Origin of the sequence: Actinotignum urematis (assembly GCF_051264595.1) — a bacterium.
Classification (GTDB): Bacteria; Actinomycetota; Actinomycetes; order Actinomycetales; family Actinomycetaceae; genus Actinotignum; species Actinotignum timonense_A.
This window is the reverse complement of sequence record NZ_JBOZBG010000023.1, coordinates 1-20,991: the sequence shown is the minus strand read 5'-3', so window position 1 is coordinate 20,991 and position 20,991 is coordinate 1. Positions and strand designations below refer to the sequence as shown.

Here is a 20,991-nt window from a genome sequence, read left to right as displayed (position 1 = left end):
GCTGAGACGGCGGGAGACGGGGCGGAGCCTGCTGAAAGAGCGGCGGGGGATGGGGCCATACCATGAGCATAGCGGCCGCGAAGTTCCTCCGCGGCCGCCGCCCGTGCCTGCTGATGTGCTCGCACTTTAGCCGTACCTTAGCGCGGTACTCTAGCGCCGCACCGTCGAACGGCGCAGGGCCAGGAGCGCCAGTGCAGCGAAGATAATCGTCCACACCGCCACGTTTCCGATTGCCCAGGCGAAGGATTCGGTGGGGAGGATCTCCGGCATACCCGGCGTGGCGAAAGCACCGGTAATAATCACGTCCCCGTTCTGAGGCCAGTGCGCCAGCACGCCCGCCCCGTAGAAGGGTGTGTACCGGGCCAGCTCCATCATGGATCCGCTCAGCGGCATAAAGAGATTACCGAGGAAAGCGAGGAGCACCACCACACCGGAGGCAATGGACACCGCGGTTTCGCTGCGGAGCGCCAGGGCAACGGCGAGGCCGAAGAAAGCGAAGGGGAAGACACCCACCAGGCACAGTCCGGCGCTCGCGAGCCAGATCCCGGGGGTATCAAATTGCGCGGTGGTCAGAATTCCAAGGAGGAAGGTCGCGCCGATGGGGAGGCAGGCAATGAGGAGGCTGACGATAATTTTGCCCGCCAGGTAATCTCCGCGGCGCATGCCGGTCAGGGCCAGGTGGCGGCCCCAGCCGCTGTCGTGTTCCACGGCGGCGGCACCCGCCATGGATGTCGCGGCGGTGGCTGCCCCGTAGAGGGCCAGGCTCACCATGACGTAGGCGGCGATGGTGCCGCCGGGAATGTGCTTGTCCGTTCCCGGTGAAGCCACCCCGAAAACTGCGAAGATCACGAGGGGAAGGGCGATGAGGAAGATAAGGGAGTCCACCATCCGCAGATTTCGCCAGAGCTCGTGGCGGATATAGGAGAAGAAGATACTGGTGCGGGAACGGGGCGCAGCCGGGCTGGATATGGCGGTTGTCATGAGCGTGCTCCTTCGGGTGCCGCGGCGGCGGGGAAATCGGTTCGAGGCGCGGCCGTGAGGCTGAAGAACGCATCTTCGAGGCTGGCGGCAGAAATCTGGAGATGGGAGCCGAGGCCTTCATTGAGAATCACTGCGGCAAGCCGATCAGAATCAGCCACGGTGAAACGCACCAGGTCACCGTCTCGGTCCACCGTGTCGGCACCGGTGCGCCTAGCTATTTCTTCCGGAGAGATGGCGGACTGCGGATTCCAGATGACGGTGAGGTGGTGGCGTTGCTGGGCGGTAATCTCGGCAACGCTTCCGTCAGCTACGATGCGCCCGTTATTCATGAGGATGACTCGCTCGGCGAGGTCCTGAGCTTCTTGGAGGTAGTGGGTAGCGAAGATAATGGTGCGCCCGCGAGCGGCGTCGGCCCGAATATGCTCCCAGAAGTCACGGCGCGCCGTGGCATCCAGCCCCGCGGTGGGCTCATCGAGGATAAGCAGCTCCGGGTCGGATAACAGGGCGGCACCGAAGCGAATGCGCTGGATTTGCCCGCCGGAGCATTTGGCGATTTTCCGAGAGGCGAAATCGCTCATACCGGCACGTTCAATAACGTCGCTTACCGGCAGGTGGAAAGGGAGGCAGTCGGCGAGAAAATGGAGGGTTTCCGCGGCGGTGAGATCACGGAGCATTCCACCGGTCTGCAACATGGCCCCGATGTGCCCGGTAAGGGGCGGGGAGCCGGGAGTCTGGCCGAGAACTTCCAGGGTGCCGCGGCTGGGTTTGGTGAAGCCGAGCACCATATCGAGGAGCGTGGTTTTCCCGGCGCCGTTGGGGCCGAGGAGCGCCACGATTTCTCCGGTGTCGATTCGGAGGTCGATATTATCGACGGCGCGCACGTTCCCGAAAGAACGGCTGAGGGCGCGGGCGGAAACAGCTGGCTGTGCGATGCCGTCTGGCTGCATCGCGGCAGCCGGCTGTACGGTGCCGGCTGGGGGCGTCACTTGTGCCGGCCGGGTTGGGTGGGCCGAGTTGGCCACGGGTATTGTGTTCATGCCATCAGTGTAAAAATGGGCGGCGGGGCGCCGGAACTGCCATGCATCACCAATTCTTCATGACAGATGTCATGGATAGGTGGCCTGGTCAGTCCGGCACTCCGCCGCCGTAACGCCGTGGCAACTAGGCGCGCGTTAGCGCCGTCGTCGTGCTATTTCGGCACCGTGCGATGCCGTGCACGCTGCTTCGGCCGCGCATACGGAATAGTATGTATGCGCGATACCGCGCACGCAACATTCCGTATGCACGAAAGAGCGCTTTTACCAAATACGCACGCGTTCTTCCGGGGCGAGGTAGAGACCGTCGCCTTCTTCCAGGCCGAAAGCCTGCGCGAAGGCGTCGATATTTTTCACCGTGCCGTTGCACCGGAATTCGGACGGGGAATGCGGGTCGATGGCGATGAGCTGGCGTGCCCATTCGTCACGGTTCTTGCCCTGCCAGATCTTGGCGAAGGACAGGAAGACGCGCTGCGCGCCGGTGTAGCCGTCAATCACGGGGGCGGTTTCCAGAGTGAGGCCCTCGCGTTCCAGGTGGATTTCATAAGCCTTGAGCGCGATGGATAGGCCGCCCAAATCCCCGATGTTTTCACCCTGGGTGAGCTCACCGTTGACGTGGAAAGCCTCATCCCCGTTCAACTGGGCCGGAATATAGGAATTGAATTGCGCGATAAGAGCCGCGGTGCGCTTCTCAAATTCGGCGCGGTCCTCATCCGTCCACCAGTTATTGAGGGAGCCGTCCGCATCGAACTTCGAGCCCTGGTCATCGAAACCGTGCCCGATTTCGTGGCCGATCACCGCGCCGATACCGCCGTAATTGAAGGCCGCATCGCGATCCTGCTCGAAGAAAGGCCATTGCAAAATAGCGGCGGGGAATACGATCTCATTCCACTGCGGGTTGTAGTAGGCGTTGACCGTTTGCGGATTCATATGCCATTCGCTGCGATCAACTTCCTTGCCGAGCTTGGCGATGTTTTCCTCCACCTCAAATTCGCAGGCGGCGCGAATATTGGCCAGCAGATCCGTTCCGATCTGCATGGAGGAATAATCCTTCCACTTATCGGGGTAGCCGATCTTCGGGGCGAAGGTATCCAGCTTGGCCAGGGCGCGCTCCTTGGTGGCGTCACTCATCCAGTCAAGGCCCCGGATAGAAAGCCGGTAGGCATCCAGGAGATCCGCGACCAGCTGATCCATGGTTGCCTTATGTTCGGGCGGGAAGTAGGAGGCCACGTAGAGCTGGCCCACCGCTTCACCGAGCACACCATTGACCAGCTGCACCGCACGCTTCCAGCGATCCCGCTGCTGGGTGGTACCGGCCAGCACCTTGCCGTAGAAATCGAAATTCTTCGCGTCGATCACTTCGGGCAGGTAGGAAGCCCGCGCCAGCAGAATGCGCCAGCGGGTGTATTCCTGCAAGGTTTCCAGCGGGGTTTCCTCCCACAGCTGCGCGGCGGCCTGCAGCGCTTGCGGGGTAGTCACAATAATGGTGCCGAGCCCATCGGGATCATAACCGATGGCACGCAGCGCGGTGGCCCAGGGGAATTGTGGGGCCGAGGCCACGAAATCCGCGAAGGACATCGGGTTATTGACCTTATCCATATCCCGGGCATCCGTGCGGCTCATATGCGCGGCGGCGAGCTTCGTTTCCACTTCGATAACGCGCCCGGCGGCGGCCGTGATGGCGGGGCTGGGCTGGGTGGCCGTTTCATCAAAAGCCAGCTGGGCTAGTTGCGGCACAAACTCCCGGTAAGCATCCAGCATCGGAGCGAATTGCGCTTCGCGGTAGTAGGCTTCGTCAGGCAAGCCCAGGCCGGACTGGCCGATGGAAAATTCGTTCACATTGGGGTTGGCCAGGCTGGGGGCTACATCCACCCCGAAGAAGCTATTCACCCCGGTGCGCATGAGCGCGCCGATCACGCGGGCCAGATCTTCCTTTGTTTTTGCACTAGCTACCGGATCGAGATCAGCGGCGAGGGGAGCGGTGCCCTTTTCATTAATCGCCGCGGTATCAATAAAGGAACGGTAGAGGGCCACAACTTTCGCCAGCGATTCCGCCGGAACGCCCGGTGCGGAATCCGCGGCCGTTTCCGAAGGGGTAGCGCCTGCCGCATCAGCGGCCTTCTCAATGAGCTCACGTACGTGGAGCTCGGCTTCATCGCGCAGATCAATAAAGGAACCTACCGAGACCTGATCGGCCGGAATTTCCTTCTCACGCAACCAGGTGCCATTGACGGCACGGAAAAGATCATCTTGGGGGCGCACCGAAGTATCAGCGCCCGAAAGCACAGCATGCAAAGCAGTATCAGTCATGTGTCCAGGGTAGTGGACGCCTACGACACTTTAAATAGCGCATCGCCACGGGCGCAGCTTCCCGCCGGCCCGTGCCGCCGCACCGTTGCGGCGCACCGTGGGCGCCGTATGCACCGTTGGCCCCGTGGGCGCCGTCGCCGCACCATCCCCGAAGTAAAAGTGACAAGCGGCACAATAGGATAGGATTGCTGCATGCGAGTACATATTGGAACAGATCATGCCGGTTTCGAGCTCAAGGAATTCCTGGTGGAGAAGCTCGAAGCTAGTGGCTACGAAGTTGTTGATCACGGCGCAAAAACTTACGATGCGCTCGATGATTACCCCGCTCCGTGCATTGCCTGCGGGCAGGGCGTTGTAGATGACGCTGGGTCGCTGGGTATCGTGCTGGGTGGCTCCGGGAACGGCGAGCAGATTTCCGCGAATAAGGTGCGCGGGGTGCGCGCCATCCTCGCCTGGAATGAGGATACGGCCAAGCTCGGGCGCGAGCACAATAACGCCAACGTCATTTCCATCGGCGCGCGCCAGCACACCCAGGAAGAAGCCTGGGACCTGGTCAAGCTTTTCCTGGAGACGCCCTTCAGTGAAGACGAGCGCCACCAGCGCCGTATCGACCAGATCGCGCGGTACGAAGGCGCCTAAAGCAGTACGAAGGCGCCTCAAGCGGCCTAAATATATATCGCCGGATCGATGAGTGGTTCGTGATGGGCCGGGGTGCGTACCCGCGCGGGGATTCCCACCGCGGTCGCTTCCGCCGGCACATCATGAACGACGACGGCGTTTGCGCCCACCTGGGAACCGTCCCCAATGTGGACAGGGCCTAGTATTTTTGCGCCTGCCCCCACCATGACGCCGTTTCCCAAGGTGGGATGGCGTTTGACCGGTTCGGCTGATGACCCACCCAGGGTCACCCCGTGGTAGATCATGCAATCATCGCCGATCTCCGCGGTTTCCCCGATTACCACTCCCATGCCGTGGTCAATGAAGAAACGGCGGCCAATGTGGGCGCCGGGGTGGATTTCCACCCCGGTGAGCAACCGGGTGGCTTGGGAGAGGAGGCGCGCCGGTAGCCGGAGCCGCGGCGTCGCCTCCCACATCGCGTGTGCCACCCGGTGCCCCCATACGGCATGCACGCCGGAGTAAGCCAGTACCACTTCCAGGCGGGAACGCGCCGCCGGATCGCGCCGGCGCGCCGTATCAATATCTTCCCGCATGAGCCGGAGTGCTCGAGATAAACCCATAGGACCTACTCTAGCCGGCCACCCGCGCCGTGGGCGTATAGCCCCGCGCCAGGTTGGCCTGCGCCGTCGTACCGGTACCTCCCACTAGTCGCGGTAGGGATCGAAAAGAGGAGTGGAAGCGTAGCGCTCACCGAAATCGGGGATGATCACGACGATGCGCTTGCCGGCGGCTTCCTCGCGTCCCGCCACCTCGAGGGCGGCCTGGAGCGCGGCGCCTCCGGAAATGCCCAGCAGCAGGCCCTCCGAGGTAGCAGCCGCGCGGGCCACCTTAAGCGCCTTCGCGGTGGGAACTGGGATGACTTCGTTGTAGAGCTCGGTGTCAAGAACCTCAGGAACGAAATTCGCGCCGATACCCTGGATGCCGTGCGAACCGGCCCGCCCTTCGGAGAGCAGCGGGGATTCGGCGGGCTCCACCGCGATAATCTTCACGTCCGGGTTGTGACGGCGCAGCGCGCGCCCCGCCCCGGTAATGGTGCCCCCGGTGCCGATACCGGCAACGAAGTAATCCACCTTGCCTTCGGTATCCGCCCAGATTTCCTCACCGGTGGTCTTTTCGTGGATCGCCGGGTTGGCGACGTTCGTGAACTGGCTGGCCAGGATCGCGTTCTCGGTCGTTGCCACAATTTCTTCGGCGCGCGCCACGGCGCCCCGCATGCCTTCCTTCGGGTCGGTCAGCTCCAGGCGCGCCCCGAAAGCGCGCAGCAGCATGCGCCGTTCCACCGACATGGACGCCGGCATCGTCAAAATAACCTTGTAGCCGCGCGCGGCGCCCACCCAGGCTAGGCCGATCCCGGTATTCCCAGAGGTGCCCTCCACAATGGTGCCACCGGGGCGCAGCGCACCGGCCTTTTCAGCGGCGTCGACAATGGCCACCGCCACCCGGTCTTTCACCGAGTTGGCGGGATTGTAAAACTCAAGCTTGGCGAGGACTTCCGCGGAGCTGCCCTCCGCGAGCTTATTGATACGGACGAGGGGCGTGTGCCCCACTAGTTCAGTAGCGTCGTTGAAAATGGTCATATTTTCCTCCTCGGGTACGCTAACGCCGCTGCGAGCCATATTGTTCCCGCCGCTCCATAGTATTTTCTGGAGCGCGCGCGGCGCGCCGTGGCCCGAGATGTGGATAGAGCTGGGCAAATGCCCGCGCTAGCCGCGCGTTCCCGGCGCGGCGGAGTGTTCTTGCGGGAACCGGAGCGGCGGGTACGGTGCGGGAATGGTGCGCGGACGGCGCGCTAGCCGCGCGTGGTGGTGCCCGATTCCTGCGCGCGCCGTTCGGCCTCCGCGGCGAAAGCCGGAATGAGGAAATCGAGTTTGGTATCGAGGTTGGCCCGGTCGCGCCATTTCAGGCGGGAGAACAGCACAATATTTCCGCGGGTGGGCTGGGCGATATCGGCATCATCTTTGACGTTATTGAATGACGCGGCCGCGGCGTGGGTGGCCATAATGATATTGGTAACGGTATCCACCGCCAGCAGCCCGATTTCCACATCCCAGCCGGCGATATCTTCGAGCGCATTAATAAGGGCGTTGAGGTGTGGGGCAATGAAACGCGAGGTGGCGGAGAACTGCACGAAAAGCAGATCGAGCCCCGGGTGGGTATCCATGAGCTCCCACACTTTATTCGCATAATCGCGCAGCAACGCATCCGCACTATCCCCTTCGGGTGGAGGATATTCGCTCGAAACACGCGCCAAACATGCTTCCATGAGGTCTTCGCGGCTTTTGAAAAGGCGATAGAGAGCGGATGTAGCCACACCGAGCTTCTCGGCAACCTGGCCGAGCGTGAACCGATCCAAACCAATGTCGAAAACTGCATCGATTGCTTCATCGGCAGTAAAGGTCGGTTTAGGGCCGGTCTTCTTGTGTGACCGCAGGGGGCTTCTCATGGCATCACCGTATTCAGTGGTTGACGTATGTCGATACGGCGCAGCACGATGTGGCCGTTTTTGTTTATTTTAACGCGCTATAGACGAGTCGTCATGTTTATCCAGGTAGAGGGACCTCGATAATCGCATCCTCAATTTGTTCGACGCCGACATTCCCCGCGGATAACTCTGCCATCATAGCGGCCAGGGCTGCGCCGCGTTCCGTAGAAATATGCAGTTCAACACCGTGGTCGTGGTAGTCCATCTCCGGGGTAAAGCCGGCACCGGAGAGGGTAGCAATGTACTTGCCAGCATCGGAATGGGGGAGGAAAGCCCGGTAACGGGGCACGACGCGCCGTTCCACCATGCGGGCCTGGCCGAGCGCCTGGGTGACGGAATCCGAATATGCCCGCACCAGGCCACCGGTTCCCAGCAGGGTTCCCCCGAAATACCGGGTAACCACGGCGACGACGTCGGTGATGCCCGCGCCGAGGAGAGTATCGAGCATGGGGCGCCCGGCGGTGCCGGAGGGCTCGCCGTCATCGGAAGAACGGTGGATCGGAGCGCTACCAGCAACGGAGACCACGTAGGCGCTGCAATGGTGGCGCGCATCGGGGAAGCGCCGCTTCTCACCGTCGATTACGGCGCGCGCCTCCGCCTCGGTAGCAACCCGCTCCAGCACCGTGATAAAACGTGAACGCTTGATCTCAAGTTCGGTTTCGTAGCGAGCCCCGGCCTCTAATAGCACATCCGACATATCGGTATTGTCTCATCACCGCTGCACGCACGGGGCGCGGGGCAGCGGCGGATGGTGCGCCCGCCCGCCGTATGGCCCCGTTCCCGCCGTATGGCCCCGTTCCCGCCGTATGGCCCCGTTCCCGCCGTATGGTGCGGCGTCCATGCCAGCGTGCACCGTGCCGCACCATCCCCTCATACGGGGCGCGGCGATGCTTGATATCTCACACGCGCCATCTGGCGCGGCGGGGAGGTGATGAGGTAGACTCATTCGCTGTGTGTTATTGAAGTGCCGGTTCTGGCGCGGATATTCACGAAGATTCGTAGCGGCTGCGCAGGGCGGCCCGGAAAGTAGAGAGGAGCGGTTGACATGGCAGTACCTAAGCGCAAGATGTCCCGCAGCAACACCCGCTCTCGTCGCTCCCAGTGGAAGGCCGAGCTCACCGAGCTCCAGACCGTCCGCGTGCGGGGCCGCGAAGTGCGCATCCCGCGCAAGCTGGCCAAGGCTTACAAGAAGGGTCTGCTCTCGGACTAAGTCCGCGGGAAGCTCAAGCTTGCTTACCCTCGTGAGGATTCCTCACGAGGGTTTTTTATCTTGCGGGGCAGTTGCTGGCGGCAGCGGGCAGCTCATTTCCTAGAATGGAAGGGACACCGATGAAAGGGGTCCCCATGCAAACCCGTCGCTACGCCGCCATCCTCGCTGCCGCGGCTCGCCAGAAACTTAGCCGCCGCGCCGTTCCTCAGGCTGACGAGCTGCCGCGGGTGAAAGTCCACGCGGTCGCCGAGCGTGCCGTGGGGGAAGGCGTTGCCCGTTTCGCTGGCGGGGGAGTGGGCGGGCACGCCCCGGCTGCCCTGCTGCACCAGCTGTGCTTGGGCCCCACCCTCGATATTCTTGCCGACTCCCGCCTTCCCCTCGTTGCCACCGGCGCCGTGATCACCGACCTACGGTGGGAGATTCTCAGCCCAGTCCCCTTCGGCCGCCCGCTCACGGTGCGGGCTTGGGTCGCCAGTTTCGAGCGTGATGAGAAGGGCACGGCGCTCCTCGTCGCGGCGGATATTCTGTACGACGGCGCAGTATGTTACCGGGAAATCGCCCGTTACCTGGACCGCGGCAGCACCGGGAGCCCCGTGCACCTCACCGGGGCAGAACCGCAACCCGAGCACGGTGCCCAGCCGGAGGACGGCGCACCGTCCGCACCGTCCTCGGCCTCCGCTCCGTCTGCACCTGGCACGCCGTCCGCACCCGACGCTCCATCCGCCCCCAGCGCCGTTCTCGATTTCCGCGCTGAATTCGGGGTGGATGAGGCCGGGCATCTGCGCTACGCCACGCCCTACGCCCTGGCCGAACGGCGCTTCACCGCTAAAGATGCCCGCCATTGGGCCCGCCTGACGGGAGATATCAACCCGATCCACCTCTCGGGCGCCACCGCGCGCCTCTTCGGCTTTAGCGGGGCGGTGCTCCACGGCGCCGCCACCGATGCCTGGGCTTGCGGCCAGCTCGGCCTGCGCGGGGATGCACCGGGCAGCGGGGCGGTCAGCTTCCGGGCGCCCCTGGTGCTACCCCAAAAGGTGGTGCTGCGCGCCGTGGGGGAGGAAGGCGCCGTCGCCGTGGTGGAAGAACGCACCGGGCGCGACCTCGTCCACCTGCGCTACACCAGTTCGGAATTACGCGAGGCGCAAGCCGGCATCGTGCTCCCCATCCGCGAGGGGAAACCCTCGAGCACCGCGGTCTCGCGGGGCATGGTGGAAGTCTTCGCGGAAGGCGACGCCGCGCTTGCCGCATCCCTTGAAGAAGCAATTCCCTGGCGCCGTACCTACCGCGAGCCCTACGCGCAGCTCACCCGGATCGATGATCCGGCCCACGGGGCTCAGGCGGCGCGCGCCGGCCTGGACTTCGTGCACAGCACCCTCACCTTGCATGACGGCACGCCGCTCGCCGAGTTGCGCCCGCGCGGCGGGGCACCACGGGGCGAAATCCTGCGGGGCACCACGGTGCCCTGCCCCTTCACCGTGCCTTTCCGGGGCCGGGAGATTCCGGAGCACCGGCGCGGGGCAACCCGCCAGGATGCCCGCGGGGACTACGTTTACCTGAGCGGCACGGAGCTCCTGGACCACCTCGCGCTCTGGGAAGAAAACGGGCGAGTGCAGCCGGGGGTGCTGGAGGCGCTTACCGAGGTGGTGCAGAACCCGGAGATGATGCGCCTGGAAGGGCGCACCGTGGCGGTGCTCGGCGCCGGGGCGGAGCTTTCGCCTGCGCCCACGCTGCTCGCCACCGGCGCGCGAGTGGCGGGAGTGGGGCGCAGCGAGTCGCGCCGTATGCGCACCCTGCGCGCCCGAGCCCTGGAAGCTGCCGGGGACCTGCATATTGCGCCCTCGGGCTTCGGTGATGTGACCGCCGCCCCGGACGCGGTGGCCGGCTGGCTTCTCTCCCTGCCCGGCGACCTCGTGGTGGTGGATACCCTCTACGCGCCCGGATATAAGTTCGTGCTGGTGGAGGCGGGAGCGGATGCCGTGCTGCGCATGGTGGGCGAAGAAAGCGCGGCCGCCTTCGCCTGGTACGGTTCCCCCACGGATGCCTACCCGGTTGCGGGGAACGACGCCGCAGCGGCTGGCGCCGCTGAACTCTCTGGCGGCATGGACCTCGCCAACGCCGCTGAGCTACCTGGCACCGCTGAGCTACCTGGCACCGCCGAACTCCCCGGTGGGCTGCTTTCCCGAGCGGCGATCCGCAGCTGGGCAAAGCTCGCCGGGGCGCGGCCTGCCCGGCAGGGCGGCGTCGTCAATCTGCTCCAAGATATCCAGGGCCCCAATTACGCGGCAGCTAAACGCATCGGGCGGTGGCGCGCCACCGTGGAGCGGGAAGCCGGGCGGGATATTTCCTACACCATCGCGCCGATGGCGCGCACCGAATCGGTCCTCATTTCCCATCCGCTACGCGCCGGATATGCCGGATTGGAGCGGCTGGGATACCCGCCCCTTGCCGCGGATACCGCTGCGGCCCTCCTCGCGGGCCTGCTGGTCTGGGATCTGCACCATCCCGAAGCCACCGCGGCTTCCACCAGTTTCCTGACCGACCGCGCCCTGGACGGCGGGCTGCTTTCCATTCCCTACCAGCCCAATGACCTGGCCGGGCTCGCGCTCCTCAGCGGGGCGGAGAAACTCCTCGGGCGCCCTAACAAACCTACGGCCGGGCGCTTACGGGAGCGCCCGGCCGTAGGGGATGCGTCCTCGGGCTACTAAACGAGGGAAGGCTGCTAGGAGTCCGAGGACAGATCTGGTTGGAGTGGACAGGTTCCTTTAGTGGATAAGGACCTTGAGGGCATTGGTATCCGCGGCGTGGGCGAAAGCCTCATAGGCTTCCATAATGTCCTCGAAGGCGAATTCGTGGGTGACGAACTTATCGGCGGGCAGCTTCTTGGCGGCCACCAACTTGAGCAGCATCTCCAGGGTATTGGTGGACACCAGACCCATAGAAATATTGATATTGGAGATCCACAGCTTGTCGATAGGCAGATCAACCGGCTTGCCGTGCACGCCCACATTGGCCACGTGGCCACCCGGGCGCACGATCTGGAGGCAGGTATCGAAGGTGGCGGGAACACCCACGGCCTCGATGGCGACATCGACACCCAAACCATCGGTGAGGGCCATGACCTGCTCCTTCCAATCGGCGGAGCTGTTATTGACCGTGTGGGTGGCGCCGAAATCACGGGCGCGATCCAGGCGCTTATCATCCAGGTCGATGGCGATGACCTTAGCCGGCCCGTACAGGCGCGCCGTCATCACCGCGGCCAGGCCCACGGGGCCCGAACCGACCACCGCAACGACGTCGCCCGGCTTGACCTTGCCGTTCTGCACCCCGATTTCGAAACCGGTGGGGAGGATATCGGAGAGGAGGATACCTTCCGCATCGCTCACGCCTTCCGGAATCTTGTACACGGAATTTTCCGCGAAGGGCACACGCACGTATTCGGCCTGGGTGCCGTCAATCATGTAGCCGAAGATCCAGCCGACGCCCGGCATACCTTCGGGATCCATGCAGTGGGCGTACATGCCTTCACGGCAGTAGGAGCAATGCCCGCAGGAGCTCACGCAGGAAAGAATCACGCGGTCGCCGACCTTGAGGTTCGTCACGTTCGAGCCAACTTCGGTGATGCGGCCAATTCCCTCGTGGCCCAGAATGCGCCCGGGCTGCACTTCCGGGGTGTCACCCTTGAGGATGTGGAGGTCGGTACCGCAGATCGTGGTTGCTTCCATCTTGACGATGACGTCGGTGGGTTGCTGGATTTGCGGGTCAGGAACTTCTTTCCATTCCTTAATACCCGGGCCTCCGTAGACAAGAGCCTTCATAGTTTTCTCCTCATTGAGTCGCTCTGGTGAATGCGGTGCCGTGACTGGCGCCACCCTTCTAATCTAATGGGACGTATGGCCTATGGAAAGGGTATATTGCGGCGCGTTGTGTAATTTCAATCACCCGGGGGATTTACAAGAAATATGTGAAAACATGTGGGAAAGTGGGTGGCGTGATGGGTGAAATGGGTTGACGTTGACACTGAGGGTATGACCGCATATTAAGGACATACGTCCCGCTGAGGGTCAGCTCTTGCGGGAATTGCGCGCTGCCAGCTGGCGGCGTCGTCGTTAATAAAAGAAAGGAGGCTGTAATAAACGAAAGAGTGTACGGTCGGGACGGCGGGACTTGAACCCGCGACCCCCCGCTCCCAAAGCGGGTGCGCTACCAAACTGCGCCACGTCCCGTACTGGTTGTGTGTACGTTGCCGTGTGCCGGAAACTGCACGCTCCCGGTCTGCCGGCCTCTCGGCGCGGCTTAGGCAACGTGCCTAGTGTAATGGATTCTGGCCGGCGCTGCCCACGGCCCCGGGGCGCGTAGCGGAGTGGAAGTCTTGGTGGTGGGGTGGTATTCTCTTCGGGTAGTGTTCGCGAAAGCGGCTCTGCGCGAGTGTAGTTTAGTGGTAAAACCTCAGCCTTCCAAGCTGATGATGGGAGTTCGATTCTCCTCACTCGCTCTGTATTTTCGCTGGTCATTAGGCGAATACTTATAGAAATTCCCGCACATTATTTTTCTTTTCCCGGCGCCATACCATGCCTCACGAGGGAAATGCCCCACTTTCACGATATTATTTTCAATCTATAGGTATTCTTTAACAATGATTGCACCTATGTCGTTGGGATCATTATGTTGAGAAAATCTGTCGCAGTCGGAGCTGCGTTAGTACTTTTAGGTTCTGGAATAGGGGCTGTCACCTCCGCTGTGGCAGCTCCCGCGCCGGCGAGCGAGTTGCCCGCGGGCTTTGTGCCCGCCGATGCGGTGGCCGATGTGACCTCGGTGGTGGTGGGCGCGACCAGCAACAGCTGCACGGGCCGCACCCTGCGCACCGCCAAGCCGGATGACGGGAAAACCTACCCGGCTCAGGACAGTTACTACACCAATAGCGTGACGTATTGCCTGGATCAGTCCTTCGTGACCGGCGATAACAAGATTTCGTGGAACGCTGCCACAAAAACCCTGTGGTTCAATAATTACGTGCAGGATGCCGCGAACTCTTACAAGCGCGGCGTGTCCGTGGACACGGGCAAGATCGCTTCCGATGTGACGGTCAAGTTCAGCGGCACGAACGTTTTTACCGCGAGCGAGGGCGGCTACACCGCGAACGCCCTCTATTTCGCCGGCAATCAGGATGGCCTCTATAAATACGTCCTCGATTTTGATGGCGATGCCACCTTCGATGCCACGAACACGATCAATAAATACCCGGTGAATCTGGCAGACAGCGATCCGAACGCGACCTGGCTCAAGGGCGGCTCGATTGGCCTTGACTCCTCCGGTGCACCGATTGAAATTGTGGGCCAAGGAAAGCTCACCGCCGTGGGCAGGGATATTACCTGCGAGAAGTGCGGGACCGGGGATAAAAATACCGCGATGAGCACCGCGATCCGCAGCACCGCGGACCTCAGTATCGGCGGCAATGTTCAGGTCACCGCCCGCGTCACCAACGAAACGGGTTTGGCAACCGGCATCAACGCCTGGAAGAACCTCACCATTGACGGCACCCAGGGCGCCACGGTCACGGCGGAAGCCAGCTCCAACGCCTCCACGGCAACGGCGATTATGCAGGCCGGCGGCGGCGATACCGATAACACCGGCGACGTTTTGAGCATCACCAACGCGAAGGTCGCGGCGCAGGCAACGGCGCAGGGGCAGTCCAGCTTCGGCGTGTACAGCGCGGGAGACCTCAACGTTGGGGGCACCTCCGCGCTGAGCGTCACCTCCTCCTCGCAATCGCAAGGGTACGGGGTGTACGGCGCGGCGCAGGTGAAGGCCGACGGCGCAGCCACTCTCACGGTGGCCGCTTCCTCAGCGAATGTTGCTGGGGGAGTTGTCGGCGCCACCGGGGTGACCTTCGCGAGCACCGGTGAGAGCCTCATCAAGATGAACGGGGCCAAGAATGCCCCCGCGATTTTCACGGCGGGCCAAGGCACCTGCCGCTTCCTGGGCACGGGGAATGTGACCGCACAAACGGAGGGCGGCTACGGTGCCTACCTCACCTGCCCGAATACCGAATTTGGGGAGCGTATTGGTGTAACGAAGCCCGGCACCTTTGCCCTGGCCGAATTTGCTAACGGTGCGTTCACGGTGGATGAGAATCTCGACAGGAACAAGGTAGCCGGACCGGCAGGTACCAGCCCCGTGTCCTCCACTACCCGCGCACGCTTCGTGGTCAATCACAAGGGCCAGCGCACCGGAAACTGGACGATTGGCCAGGGCTACGTGGCGCAAATCGGCAATACAGCGCAAACCGGCACCGTGACCGGCCAGGTTGTTGAGCCCGGCTCGCAGCACTATCCGGAAGGTACCGCGCGCCAGCATATTTTCACCGCGCCGCAAGCCCAGGTGAGCACGAGTGCGCAGCCGAGTATTCCGGCGGGGGAGAAGAATCTGCCCTTTGCGTGGTGGACGGTATCTGAACTGGCCACTCCCGTGGAGCAGTTGAGCAAGGAAGCCCTCGGGCAGAATGCGCAGGCGAATCCGGCCGATAGCACCCTGAAGTTCGCCATGCCGGCCGAGGATCTGACCTTGACCCCGGTCTACGGCACGATTATTGTGCCCGCGGCTCCGGTGAGTGCCCCGCAGCCCTGCGATGGGAGCGGAACCGTGGCACCGGCGAAGGTAACTCTGCCGGAGAATGTTGAGGGCGTGACCTACGGTGAACCGGAGATTGCCGGTACCACGGCCACCGTGACCGCGACGGCGGAGCCCGGGTATCTTATTGCGACGCCGGGTGCCGGGGCGAGCTACACGGTTGATCAGGAGCATCGCACGGCCACCTGGACCCTGGATCTCACCTCAAATGCCTGCACGGCCACTCCGCTGGAGAAGCCCGCGGTCACCCCGATTGCTCCCACCCTGGTTCCGGCAGATACCTGCGGGACTCCAGCCACGGTGAACATTCCGGAATCCGCCTTCGTGGAGTACATCCGGGTGGAGGCGGATGGCAGCGTCACCGTGACGGCGCAGCTCAAGGATCCGCAGCGCTACACCTTCGCCGCGGGGGCGCAGACCGAGTGGAGCTTCGATATTTCCGCCCGGCCGTGCCCCGTGCCCGAGCCGCCGGTGAACCCGGACCCGCCGGTGGGTCCCGAGCCAGAGCCCGGGACTCCGGGTACACCGGGTACGCCTGGCGAGCCGAGCGATCCGGGTACGCCTGAGCCGCCGGTAGCTCCGGAAGTACCGGGTACCCCGGATCCGCAGCCGGGCACGCCTGGAACACCCGGAACGCCGAACGAACCGGCTAATCCGGGCGCTCCTGCCGGCCCGAAGCCCGGACCGGAGCAGCAAAACCCCGGACCGGAGCAGCAGAAGCCCGCGCCGGAGCAGAAGGCTCCGACGGTGAAGGTGAAGCGCCCCGCGGCCAAGCTCGCGCATACCGGCGCCGCGGCAGCAACCGGGATGGCGGGAGCAGCCGCGCTCATCCTGGGCGGTTTCGCACTGCGCCGGAAGTACCGCGGCTAAGCGGTCACGAAAGTAGCGCCGGAAGCGGCCGTGAGCCTAGCGATGGGCCCGCGGCCGCGCCCGGTTCCTAAGCGCCTAAAAAAGCAGGTCAGAGACCTGCCAGCTATCCCCTCGGGGGACCTTGGTGAAATATTTGCGCAAAAGCTCGACCGGCAGCGCCGGCGGGGAAAGCGCTAAAATACCGGGGAAAACCGAGGGGATAGCCCTGTTTAGGCCGCACAAACCCGCCGTGGCGTATCTCATGAGTGAGCCATTGCGTTGTTGTCCCCGGCAAAAACACCTACGATGATTGACTGTGCGCAGCATCCCCGCTGCGCGCTCAGGGAAACGTCAGGGGATACGAGATGATCGAACTAGCCGAGGTGGAGAAGATCTACCCGCGCCGCGGAGCGGAATCCGTGGCGGCGCTGCGCGGCATCTCGCTCACCATCCCCACTGGGGAAATCCACGGCATCGTCGGTGAATCGGGGGCCGGTAAATCCACCCTTATTCGCTGCCTCACCGCCCTGGAAAAACCCACCAGCGGCTCCATTCGTATTAACGGTGAAGACCTCAACGCGCTGCCGGCCTCGAAATTACGCGCGGCCCGGCGCACCATCGGGATGGTCTTCCAGGGCGGCAACCTGCTTGAGGCACGTACCGCCGCGGAAAATATCGCCTACCCCCTCCAGATCGCCGGGGAAAAATCCGCGAAGATCGCCGAACGGGTGCGCGAGCTGCTGGGCGTCGTCGGCCTTGCTGATCGGGGCGATTCGTATCCATCCCAGCTTTCGGGCGGGCAGCGCCAGCGCGTAGCCATTGCGCGCGCCCTGGCCACCACACCTTCGGTGCTGCTCTGCGATGAGCCCACCTCCGCACTGGACGCGGATACCACCTTGCAAATCCTCGAGCTGCTGCGCGAAGTGCGCGATGCTTACGGGGTGACCGTCGTTATTATTACCCACGAAATGGACGTGGTACGCCGGATCTGCGATTCGGTCACCCTCCTCGAATCGGGCCGGATTACCGCCGGCGGCACCATCGAAAGCGTTCTCGCAGACGTGAGTTCGCCCCTGGCGCGCCGCCTGGTGCCCGCCCCGGATATTGAAACAACCAATGTTTCCGGCTCCATTATTGATATTGCCTTTACCGCCCGCCCCGGCGAAACTGCCGGCTCCCAGGCGCTCAGCCTGGCCGCGCGGCTCGGCTGCGATATTGGCGCGGGTGTTTTTGAATCTATCGGCGCGATCCAGATCGCGCGCCTGGCCCTTGTGGTTGATGACGCGCAGGTGGATACCGTTCTCACCGCGATGAACGAGGCCGGAATCACCGCGGAGGTGCGGGCAGCATGACCATTCTTCTTAGTGCAGTCTCGCCGGCGGTATCCGCCGCGGGGCTCTTCACCCCGGTTCTCTCCGCGCCGGTCAGCTCCGCCGCGGCCGCTCTCCCGCTTGAGCGCGGCACCTGGTTCGATGCCCCGGAAATCAAGGACGGCCTGGCTCGCGCCACCTTCGAAACGCTGGCCATGGTGGGTATCTCCACCGTGATTGCCTCGGCGCTTGGCCTGATCCTCGGGATGATCCTGGTGGCAACCGGCCGCGGGGGACTGCTTCCCTCGCCGCTCCTCAATAAGACCCTCGGTTTTATTGTCAATGTGGGCCGCGCCATTCCCTTCATTATCTTCGTCTTTATTCTTATCGGCTTTTCGCGTGCCATCGCCGGAACGGGCAGCGCATGGCAAGGCTTCACCGTTCCGCTCACGATCTCCGCGGCTTTCTACTTCGCGCGCCTGGTGGAATCCAATCTCATGGGTGTTGAGCGCGGCAAAGTGGAAGCCGTCCTCATGATGGGAGCCTCCCGCACCCGCATTATGTTCGGGGTGCTTATGCGCGAAGCGCTGCCGGCCCTCGTCCAATCCGTCACGATCCTCGCGGTCACCCTCGTCGGCTACTCGGCGATGGCGGGCGCCGTGGGCGGCGGCGGCCTGGGCGCCATGGCCCAAAATGCCGGGTACTACAATAACCGCCCGGATGTGCTCACGATCGTGGTGATCGTGCTGGTGCTCCTCGTCATGGTTATCCAGGCGCTGGGTGACATGCTCAGCCGGCTGGTGGATCACCGCTAAGGAACCGCCGGCCGGGTCACGCACCACCGGGAATCACCCGGACCAGCGCTGTCAGCATAACGGTGTACAGCGATCCGTTATCACCACCAACATTGTGAAAAATAGAGGAATATACAACCATGAAGAAGCTTTCGAAAATTGCCCTGGTAGCTGCGGTGAGCGCGCTTGCGTTGAGCGGCTGTGGTAGCTCGGATTCGTCCTCCTCCGCTCCCGCGAAGAACGACGACGGCGCGGTGCGCCTCGTTGTCGGCGCCTCGCCGGCCCCGCATAAGCAGATCCTGGAATTCGTCAATGACAACCTCGCCAAGGATGCCGGTTTCACTCTGGATATCCGCGAGTACAACGATTACGTGCAGCCCAATGTGGCGCTCAACGCCGGGGAAATCGACGCGAATTACTTCCAGCACCTTCCTTACCTTGAGAACGAAATCAAGGAAAAGAACTACACCCTGGACCACGGCGCGGGCATCCACATCGAGCCCTACGGCATCTACTCCAAGAAGATTAAGCAGCTCAGCGAACTCAAGGACAATGCCGTGGTGGGCGTGACCAACGATCCGTCCAACCAGGCTCGCGCCCTCGACCTGCTCCAGAAGAACAACCTCATCAAGCTCAACCCGCAGGTTGCTTCCCCCACCATTTACGATGTGGTGGATAACCCGAAGAACCTCACCTTCCGCGAAGCTGATGCCCCCTCGGTCCCGAAGATCCTCCCGGACGTGGATATCGCGATTATCAACGGTAACTTCGCCCTGCAAAATGGCCTGGTTCCCTCCAAGGACGCTATCTACACCGAAGACCCGACCGATAACCCCTACGGCAATATCCTCGCCTGGAACTCCAAGGCCACCGGCGAGAAGCTCGAGGGCGTGAAGAAGCTGGATGCCGCGCTGCACAGCCCCGAAGTTGCCAAGTACATTCGCGATACCTGGCCCAATGGTGAGGTTATTCCCGCCTTCTAAGCCCGATCGCCCCGCGCGTGATCAACGCCGCGCGGGATTACCTCGCCGTGCCTGCCGCACCGGTAGGCAAGTGATATCAGCTGCCCGGCACCTCGCTTTGAGGTGCCGGGCAGCTGCGTCGTCGGCATGCTTCTGGGCGCTGTGCGCGGCGGACCCCCGAGCCCCGCGCGGGTGAGAGTGCGTTCACATATGGCAGGTAGTTTTGCGCTAGAACTCCCATCACCCGGGGTACGTGCCGTAGAATTAGCGGGTATGCCCGCGCCCGGCGCGGCGCAGTAAGGGGACGGATTCGTCCTATCGGCAAGGGTTATCACCCCCATTTTTAGACTGGAGAAAAAGTTGGAAAGCTCCTACGAACAGCTCGATCCCACCCAGGTGAAGCTGACCGTTGAGGTTCCTTTCGAGGAATTCAAGCCGGAAATTGACAAGGCCGCGAAGACCATCGGCAACCAGGTGCAGATCCCTGGCTTCCGCCGGGGGCACGTGCCCGCGCGCGTTCTGGAAGCGCAGATTGGCCGCGCCGCGATTGTGGAGCAGGCGATTAACGACTCCCTGGACGGCTACTACCAGGACGTTCTGGAAGAACACGACCTCGTGCCCATGGGCCGCCCCGGGGTGGACGTGACCGGCGTGGCGATGGAGAAGAACTCCACCGAACCGCTCGCCTTCACCGTCACGGTGGATGTGCGCCCGGCTATTGTGATTCCGGATCCTGCGCAGTACAGCTTTGAAGTGGAAGCCACCAATGCGGATGCGGATGCCGTGGATGAGCGCCTCGAGCAGCTGCGCGAACGCTTCGCCACCCTTAAGACGGTGGAGCGCGCCGCCGCCAGCCGCGATTACGTCACCATTAACCTCTCCGCCAGCATTGACGGCGAAGAAGTTGATTCGGTGGAGGGCGTGTCCTACCGCATCGGTGATGACAATATGCTCGATGGCCTCGATGAGGCCGTCAATGGCGCCTCCGCTGGCGATGAGCTCAGCTTCACCTCGACCCTCGTGGGCGGGGAGCACGCCGGCGAGCAGGCCGATGTGACCGTCGTGGTGGAGAAGGTGCAGGAATCCGAGCTTCCGGAAGCCGATGATGATTTCGCCCAGCTCGCCTCCGAATTTGACACCATTGAGGAACTGCGCGCGGACCTGGCGGAGAAGGCCGCCACGGATGCCGCCCAGGTCCAGGTCATGGCCGCTCGCAACCTCCTCCTCGATAAGCTCCGTGAGGATGTCACGGTGCAGCTGCCCAAGCGCGTGATCGACGCCGAAGTGGAACGCCACCTCGAATCCGAAAACCGCGCCACCGACGATGACCACGCTAAGGAAATCCGCGGGGAAATCCGCGATTCCCTGCGTGATCAGATCATCCTGGACGAACTGGTCAAGAAGTTCGGTGTGGAGACCACCCAGGATGAACTCTTCAACTTCCTGGTCCAGCAGGCCCAGTCCTACGGCATGGATCCCAACCAGTTCATCTCCGCGGCCGCGCAGACCGGCCAGCTCGGTGCCTTCAGCGGCGAGCTGCGCCGTGGCAAGGCGCTCATCTCCGCGCTGCGCCTGGCCAAGGTTGTGGACACTAACGGCAACGAGGTGGATGTTATCAAGGTCGTCGGCGAAAAGCCGGAAGGTGAACTGACCCCGGACTTCTCCGCCGCCCCGTCCCGCCCCGTGTGGGATGGCCCGGTTGATGAAGGCGGCGCGGCTGACTCCGCTCCGGTGCAGGGCGACGACGCCGCGGC

Annotated in this window: 16 protein-coding genes and 2 tRNA genes; 9 read left to right on the top strand and 9 right to left on the bottom strand. The window is 63.1% G+C overall.

The window, feature by feature from the left end:
• Positions 1–150: 150 nt before the first annotated feature.
• From ACRQDJ_RS08565 to ACRQDJ_RS08555, 3 genes are all read right to left on the bottom strand, one after another.
• Positions 151–981 carry an ABC transporter permease gene (locus ACRQDJ_RS08565; RefSeq protein WP_284897031.1) on the bottom strand — a complete coding sequence of 277 codons (831 nt, stop codon included), beginning with the start codon at positions 979–981 and terminating at the stop codon, positions 151–153.
• Positions 978–2,018: an ABC transporter ATP-binding protein gene (locus ACRQDJ_RS08560; RefSeq protein WP_284897030.1), complete on the bottom strand. Its 1,041-nt coding sequence runs from the start codon at positions 2,016–2,018 to the stop codon at positions 978–980. Before ACRQDJ_RS08560 ends, ACRQDJ_RS08565 begins: the two co-directional genes overlap by 4 nt.
• Positions 2,019–2,279: 261 nt before the next feature.
• Positions 2,280–4,325: a M13 family metallopeptidase gene (locus ACRQDJ_RS08555; protein WP_284897028.1), complete on the bottom strand. Its 2,046-nt coding sequence runs from the start codon at positions 4,323–4,325 to the stop codon at positions 2,280–2,282.
• Between the two features lie 192 nt (positions 4,326–4,517).
• Here ACRQDJ_RS08555 and ACRQDJ_RS08550 point away from each other — a divergent pair, with 192 nt between their 5' ends.
• Positions 4,518–4,964 carry a ribose-5-phosphate isomerase gene (locus tag ACRQDJ_RS08550; RefSeq protein WP_284897026.1) on the top strand — a complete coding sequence of 149 codons (447 nt, stop codon included), beginning with the start codon at positions 4,518–4,520 and terminating at the stop codon, positions 4,962–4,964.
• A 26-nt stretch (positions 4,965–4,990) separates the two neighbouring features.
• Here the strand turns inward: ACRQDJ_RS08550 and epsC are convergent, their stop codons facing one another.
• The 4 genes from epsC to ACRQDJ_RS08530 form a co-directional block, all read right to left on the bottom strand.
• On the bottom strand, positions 4,991–5,563 hold the full coding sequence (gene epsC / locus ACRQDJ_RS08545) for a serine O-acetyltransferase EpsC (RefSeq protein ID WP_087071041.1): 573 nt from the start codon (positions 5,561–5,563) through the stop codon (positions 4,991–4,993).
• Between the two features lie 84 nt (positions 5,564–5,647).
• Positions 5,648–6,580 (bottom strand): cysteine synthase A, encoded by a 933-nt coding sequence (gene cysK / locus ACRQDJ_RS08540; RefSeq protein WP_284897024.1) that lies wholly within the window; start codon positions 6,578–6,580, stop codon positions 5,648–5,650.
• 212 nt (positions 6,581–6,792) lie between these two features.
• A complete protein-coding gene (locus tag ACRQDJ_RS08535; RefSeq protein ID WP_284904403.1) occupies positions 6,793–7,446 on the bottom strand; it encodes a TetR/AcrR family transcriptional regulator in 654 nt (217 codons plus the stop codon).
• Between the two features lie 97 nt (positions 7,447–7,543).
• Positions 7,544–8,182 carry an IMPACT family protein gene (locus tag ACRQDJ_RS08530; RefSeq protein ID WP_284897620.1) on the bottom strand — a complete coding sequence of 213 codons (639 nt, stop codon included), beginning with the start codon at positions 8,180–8,182 and terminating at the stop codon, positions 7,544–7,546.
• A 348-nt stretch (positions 8,183–8,530) separates the two neighbouring features.
• Here ACRQDJ_RS08530 and rpmF point away from each other — a divergent pair, with 348 nt between their 5' ends.
• The gene (rpmF, locus tag ACRQDJ_RS08525; protein WP_016442420.1) at positions 8,531–8,695 is read left to right on the top strand and encodes a 50S ribosomal protein L32; all 165 of its coding nucleotides are present in this window, start codon (positions 8,531–8,533) and stop codon (positions 8,693–8,695) included.
• 134 nt (positions 8,696–8,829) lie between these two features.
• Complete coding sequence (locus ACRQDJ_RS08520) at positions 8,830–11,400, top strand: MaoC family dehydratase (protein WP_284897622.1); 2,571 nt, start codon at positions 8,830–8,832, stop codon at positions 11,398–11,400.
• A 57-nt stretch (positions 11,401–11,457) separates the two neighbouring features.
• Here ACRQDJ_RS08520 and ACRQDJ_RS08515 read toward each other — a convergent pair whose 3' ends face one another.
• Positions 11,458–12,510, bottom strand: a complete 1,053-nt coding sequence (locus ACRQDJ_RS08515) for a zinc-dependent alcohol dehydrogenase family protein (RefSeq protein WP_026428489.1) — start codon at positions 12,508–12,510, stop codon at positions 11,458–11,460.
• Between the two features lie 334 nt (positions 12,511–12,844).
• A tRNA-Pro gene (locus tag ACRQDJ_RS08510) sits at positions 12,845–12,918 on the bottom strand.
• Positions 12,919–13,116: 198 nt separating this feature from the next.
• Here ACRQDJ_RS08510 and ACRQDJ_RS08505 point away from each other — a divergent pair.
• From ACRQDJ_RS08505 to tig, 6 genes are all read left to right on the top strand, one after another.
• Positions 13,117–13,187, top strand: a tRNA-Gly gene (locus ACRQDJ_RS08505).
• Positions 13,188–13,432: 245 nt separating this feature from the next.
• Positions 13,433–16,192, top strand: coding sequence for a hypothetical protein (locus ACRQDJ_RS08500; protein ID WP_284897206.1), 2,760 nt, complete (start codon positions 13,433–13,435; stop codon positions 16,190–16,192).
• Between the two features lie 344 nt (positions 16,193–16,536).
• Entirely contained in the window at positions 16,537–17,523 is a 987-nt protein-coding gene (locus ACRQDJ_RS08495; protein WP_284897205.1) for a methionine ABC transporter ATP-binding protein, read from the top strand.
• The gene (locus tag ACRQDJ_RS08490; protein WP_284897204.1) at positions 17,520–18,296 is read left to right on the top strand and encodes a methionine ABC transporter permease; all 777 of its coding nucleotides are present in this window, start codon (positions 17,520–17,522) and stop codon (positions 18,294–18,296) included. Before ACRQDJ_RS08495 ends, ACRQDJ_RS08490 begins: the two co-directional genes overlap by 4 nt.
• A 119-nt stretch (positions 18,297–18,415) precedes the next feature.
• Positions 18,416–19,258, top strand: a complete 843-nt coding sequence (locus tag ACRQDJ_RS08485; protein ID WP_087071032.1) for a MetQ/NlpA family ABC transporter substrate-binding protein — start codon at positions 18,416–18,418, stop codon at positions 19,256–19,258.
• Between the two features lie 339 nt (positions 19,259–19,597).
• Positions 19,598–20,991, top strand: a 1,394-nt coding sequence (gene tig, locus ACRQDJ_RS08480) for a trigger factor (RefSeq protein WP_435717990.1), incomplete at its 3' end; no start/stop codon positions are given.

Bases quoted from the DNA above. Each gene is read 5' to 3' on its own strand.
- ACRQDJ_RS08565 (WP_284897031.1), bottom strand. From the start codon at position 981: ATGACAACCGCCATATCCAGCCCGGCTGCGCCCCGTTCCCGCACCAGT.
- ACRQDJ_RS08560 (WP_284897030.1), bottom strand. From the start codon at position 2,018: ATGAACACAATACCCGTGGCCAACTCGGCCCACCCAACCCGGCCGGCA.
- ACRQDJ_RS08555 (WP_284897028.1), bottom strand. From the start codon at position 4,325: ATGACTGATACTGCTTTGCATGCTGTGCTTTCGGGCGCTGATACTTCG.
- ACRQDJ_RS08550 (WP_284897026.1), top strand. From the start codon at position 4,518: ATGCGAGTACATATTGGAACAGATCATGCCGGTTTCGAGCTCAAGGAA.
- epsC (WP_087071041.1), bottom strand. From the start codon at position 5,563: ATGGGTTTATCTCGAGCACTCCGGCTCATGCGGGAAGATATTGATACG.
- cysK (WP_284897024.1), bottom strand. From the start codon at position 6,580: ATGACCATTTTCAACGACGCTACTGAACTAGTGGGGCACACGCCCCTC.
- ACRQDJ_RS08535 (WP_284904403.1), bottom strand. From the start codon at position 7,446: ATGAGAAGCCCCCTGCGGTCACACAAGAAGACCGGCCCTAAACCGACC.
- ACRQDJ_RS08530 (WP_284897620.1), bottom strand. From the start codon at position 8,182: ATGTCGGATGTGCTATTAGAGGCCGGGGCTCGCTACGAAACCGAACTT.
- rpmF (WP_016442420.1), top strand. From the start codon at position 8,531: ATGGCAGTACCTAAGCGCAAGATGTCCCGCAGCAACACCCGCTCTCGT.
- ACRQDJ_RS08520 (WP_284897622.1), top strand. From the start codon at position 8,830: ATGCAAACCCGTCGCTACGCCGCCATCCTCGCTGCCGCGGCTCGCCAG.
- ACRQDJ_RS08515 (WP_026428489.1), bottom strand. From the start codon at position 12,510: ATGAAGGCTCTTGTCTACGGAGGCCCGGGTATTAAGGAATGGAAAGAA.
- ACRQDJ_RS08495 (WP_284897205.1), top strand. From the start codon at position 16,537: ATGATCGAACTAGCCGAGGTGGAGAAGATCTACCCGCGCCGCGGAGCG.
- ACRQDJ_RS08490 (WP_284897204.1), top strand. From the start codon at position 17,520: ATGACCATTCTTCTTAGTGCAGTCTCGCCGGCGGTATCCGCCGCGGGG.
- ACRQDJ_RS08485 (WP_087071032.1), top strand. From the start codon at position 18,416: ATGAAGAAGCTTTCGAAAATTGCCCTGGTAGCTGCGGTGAGCGCGCTT.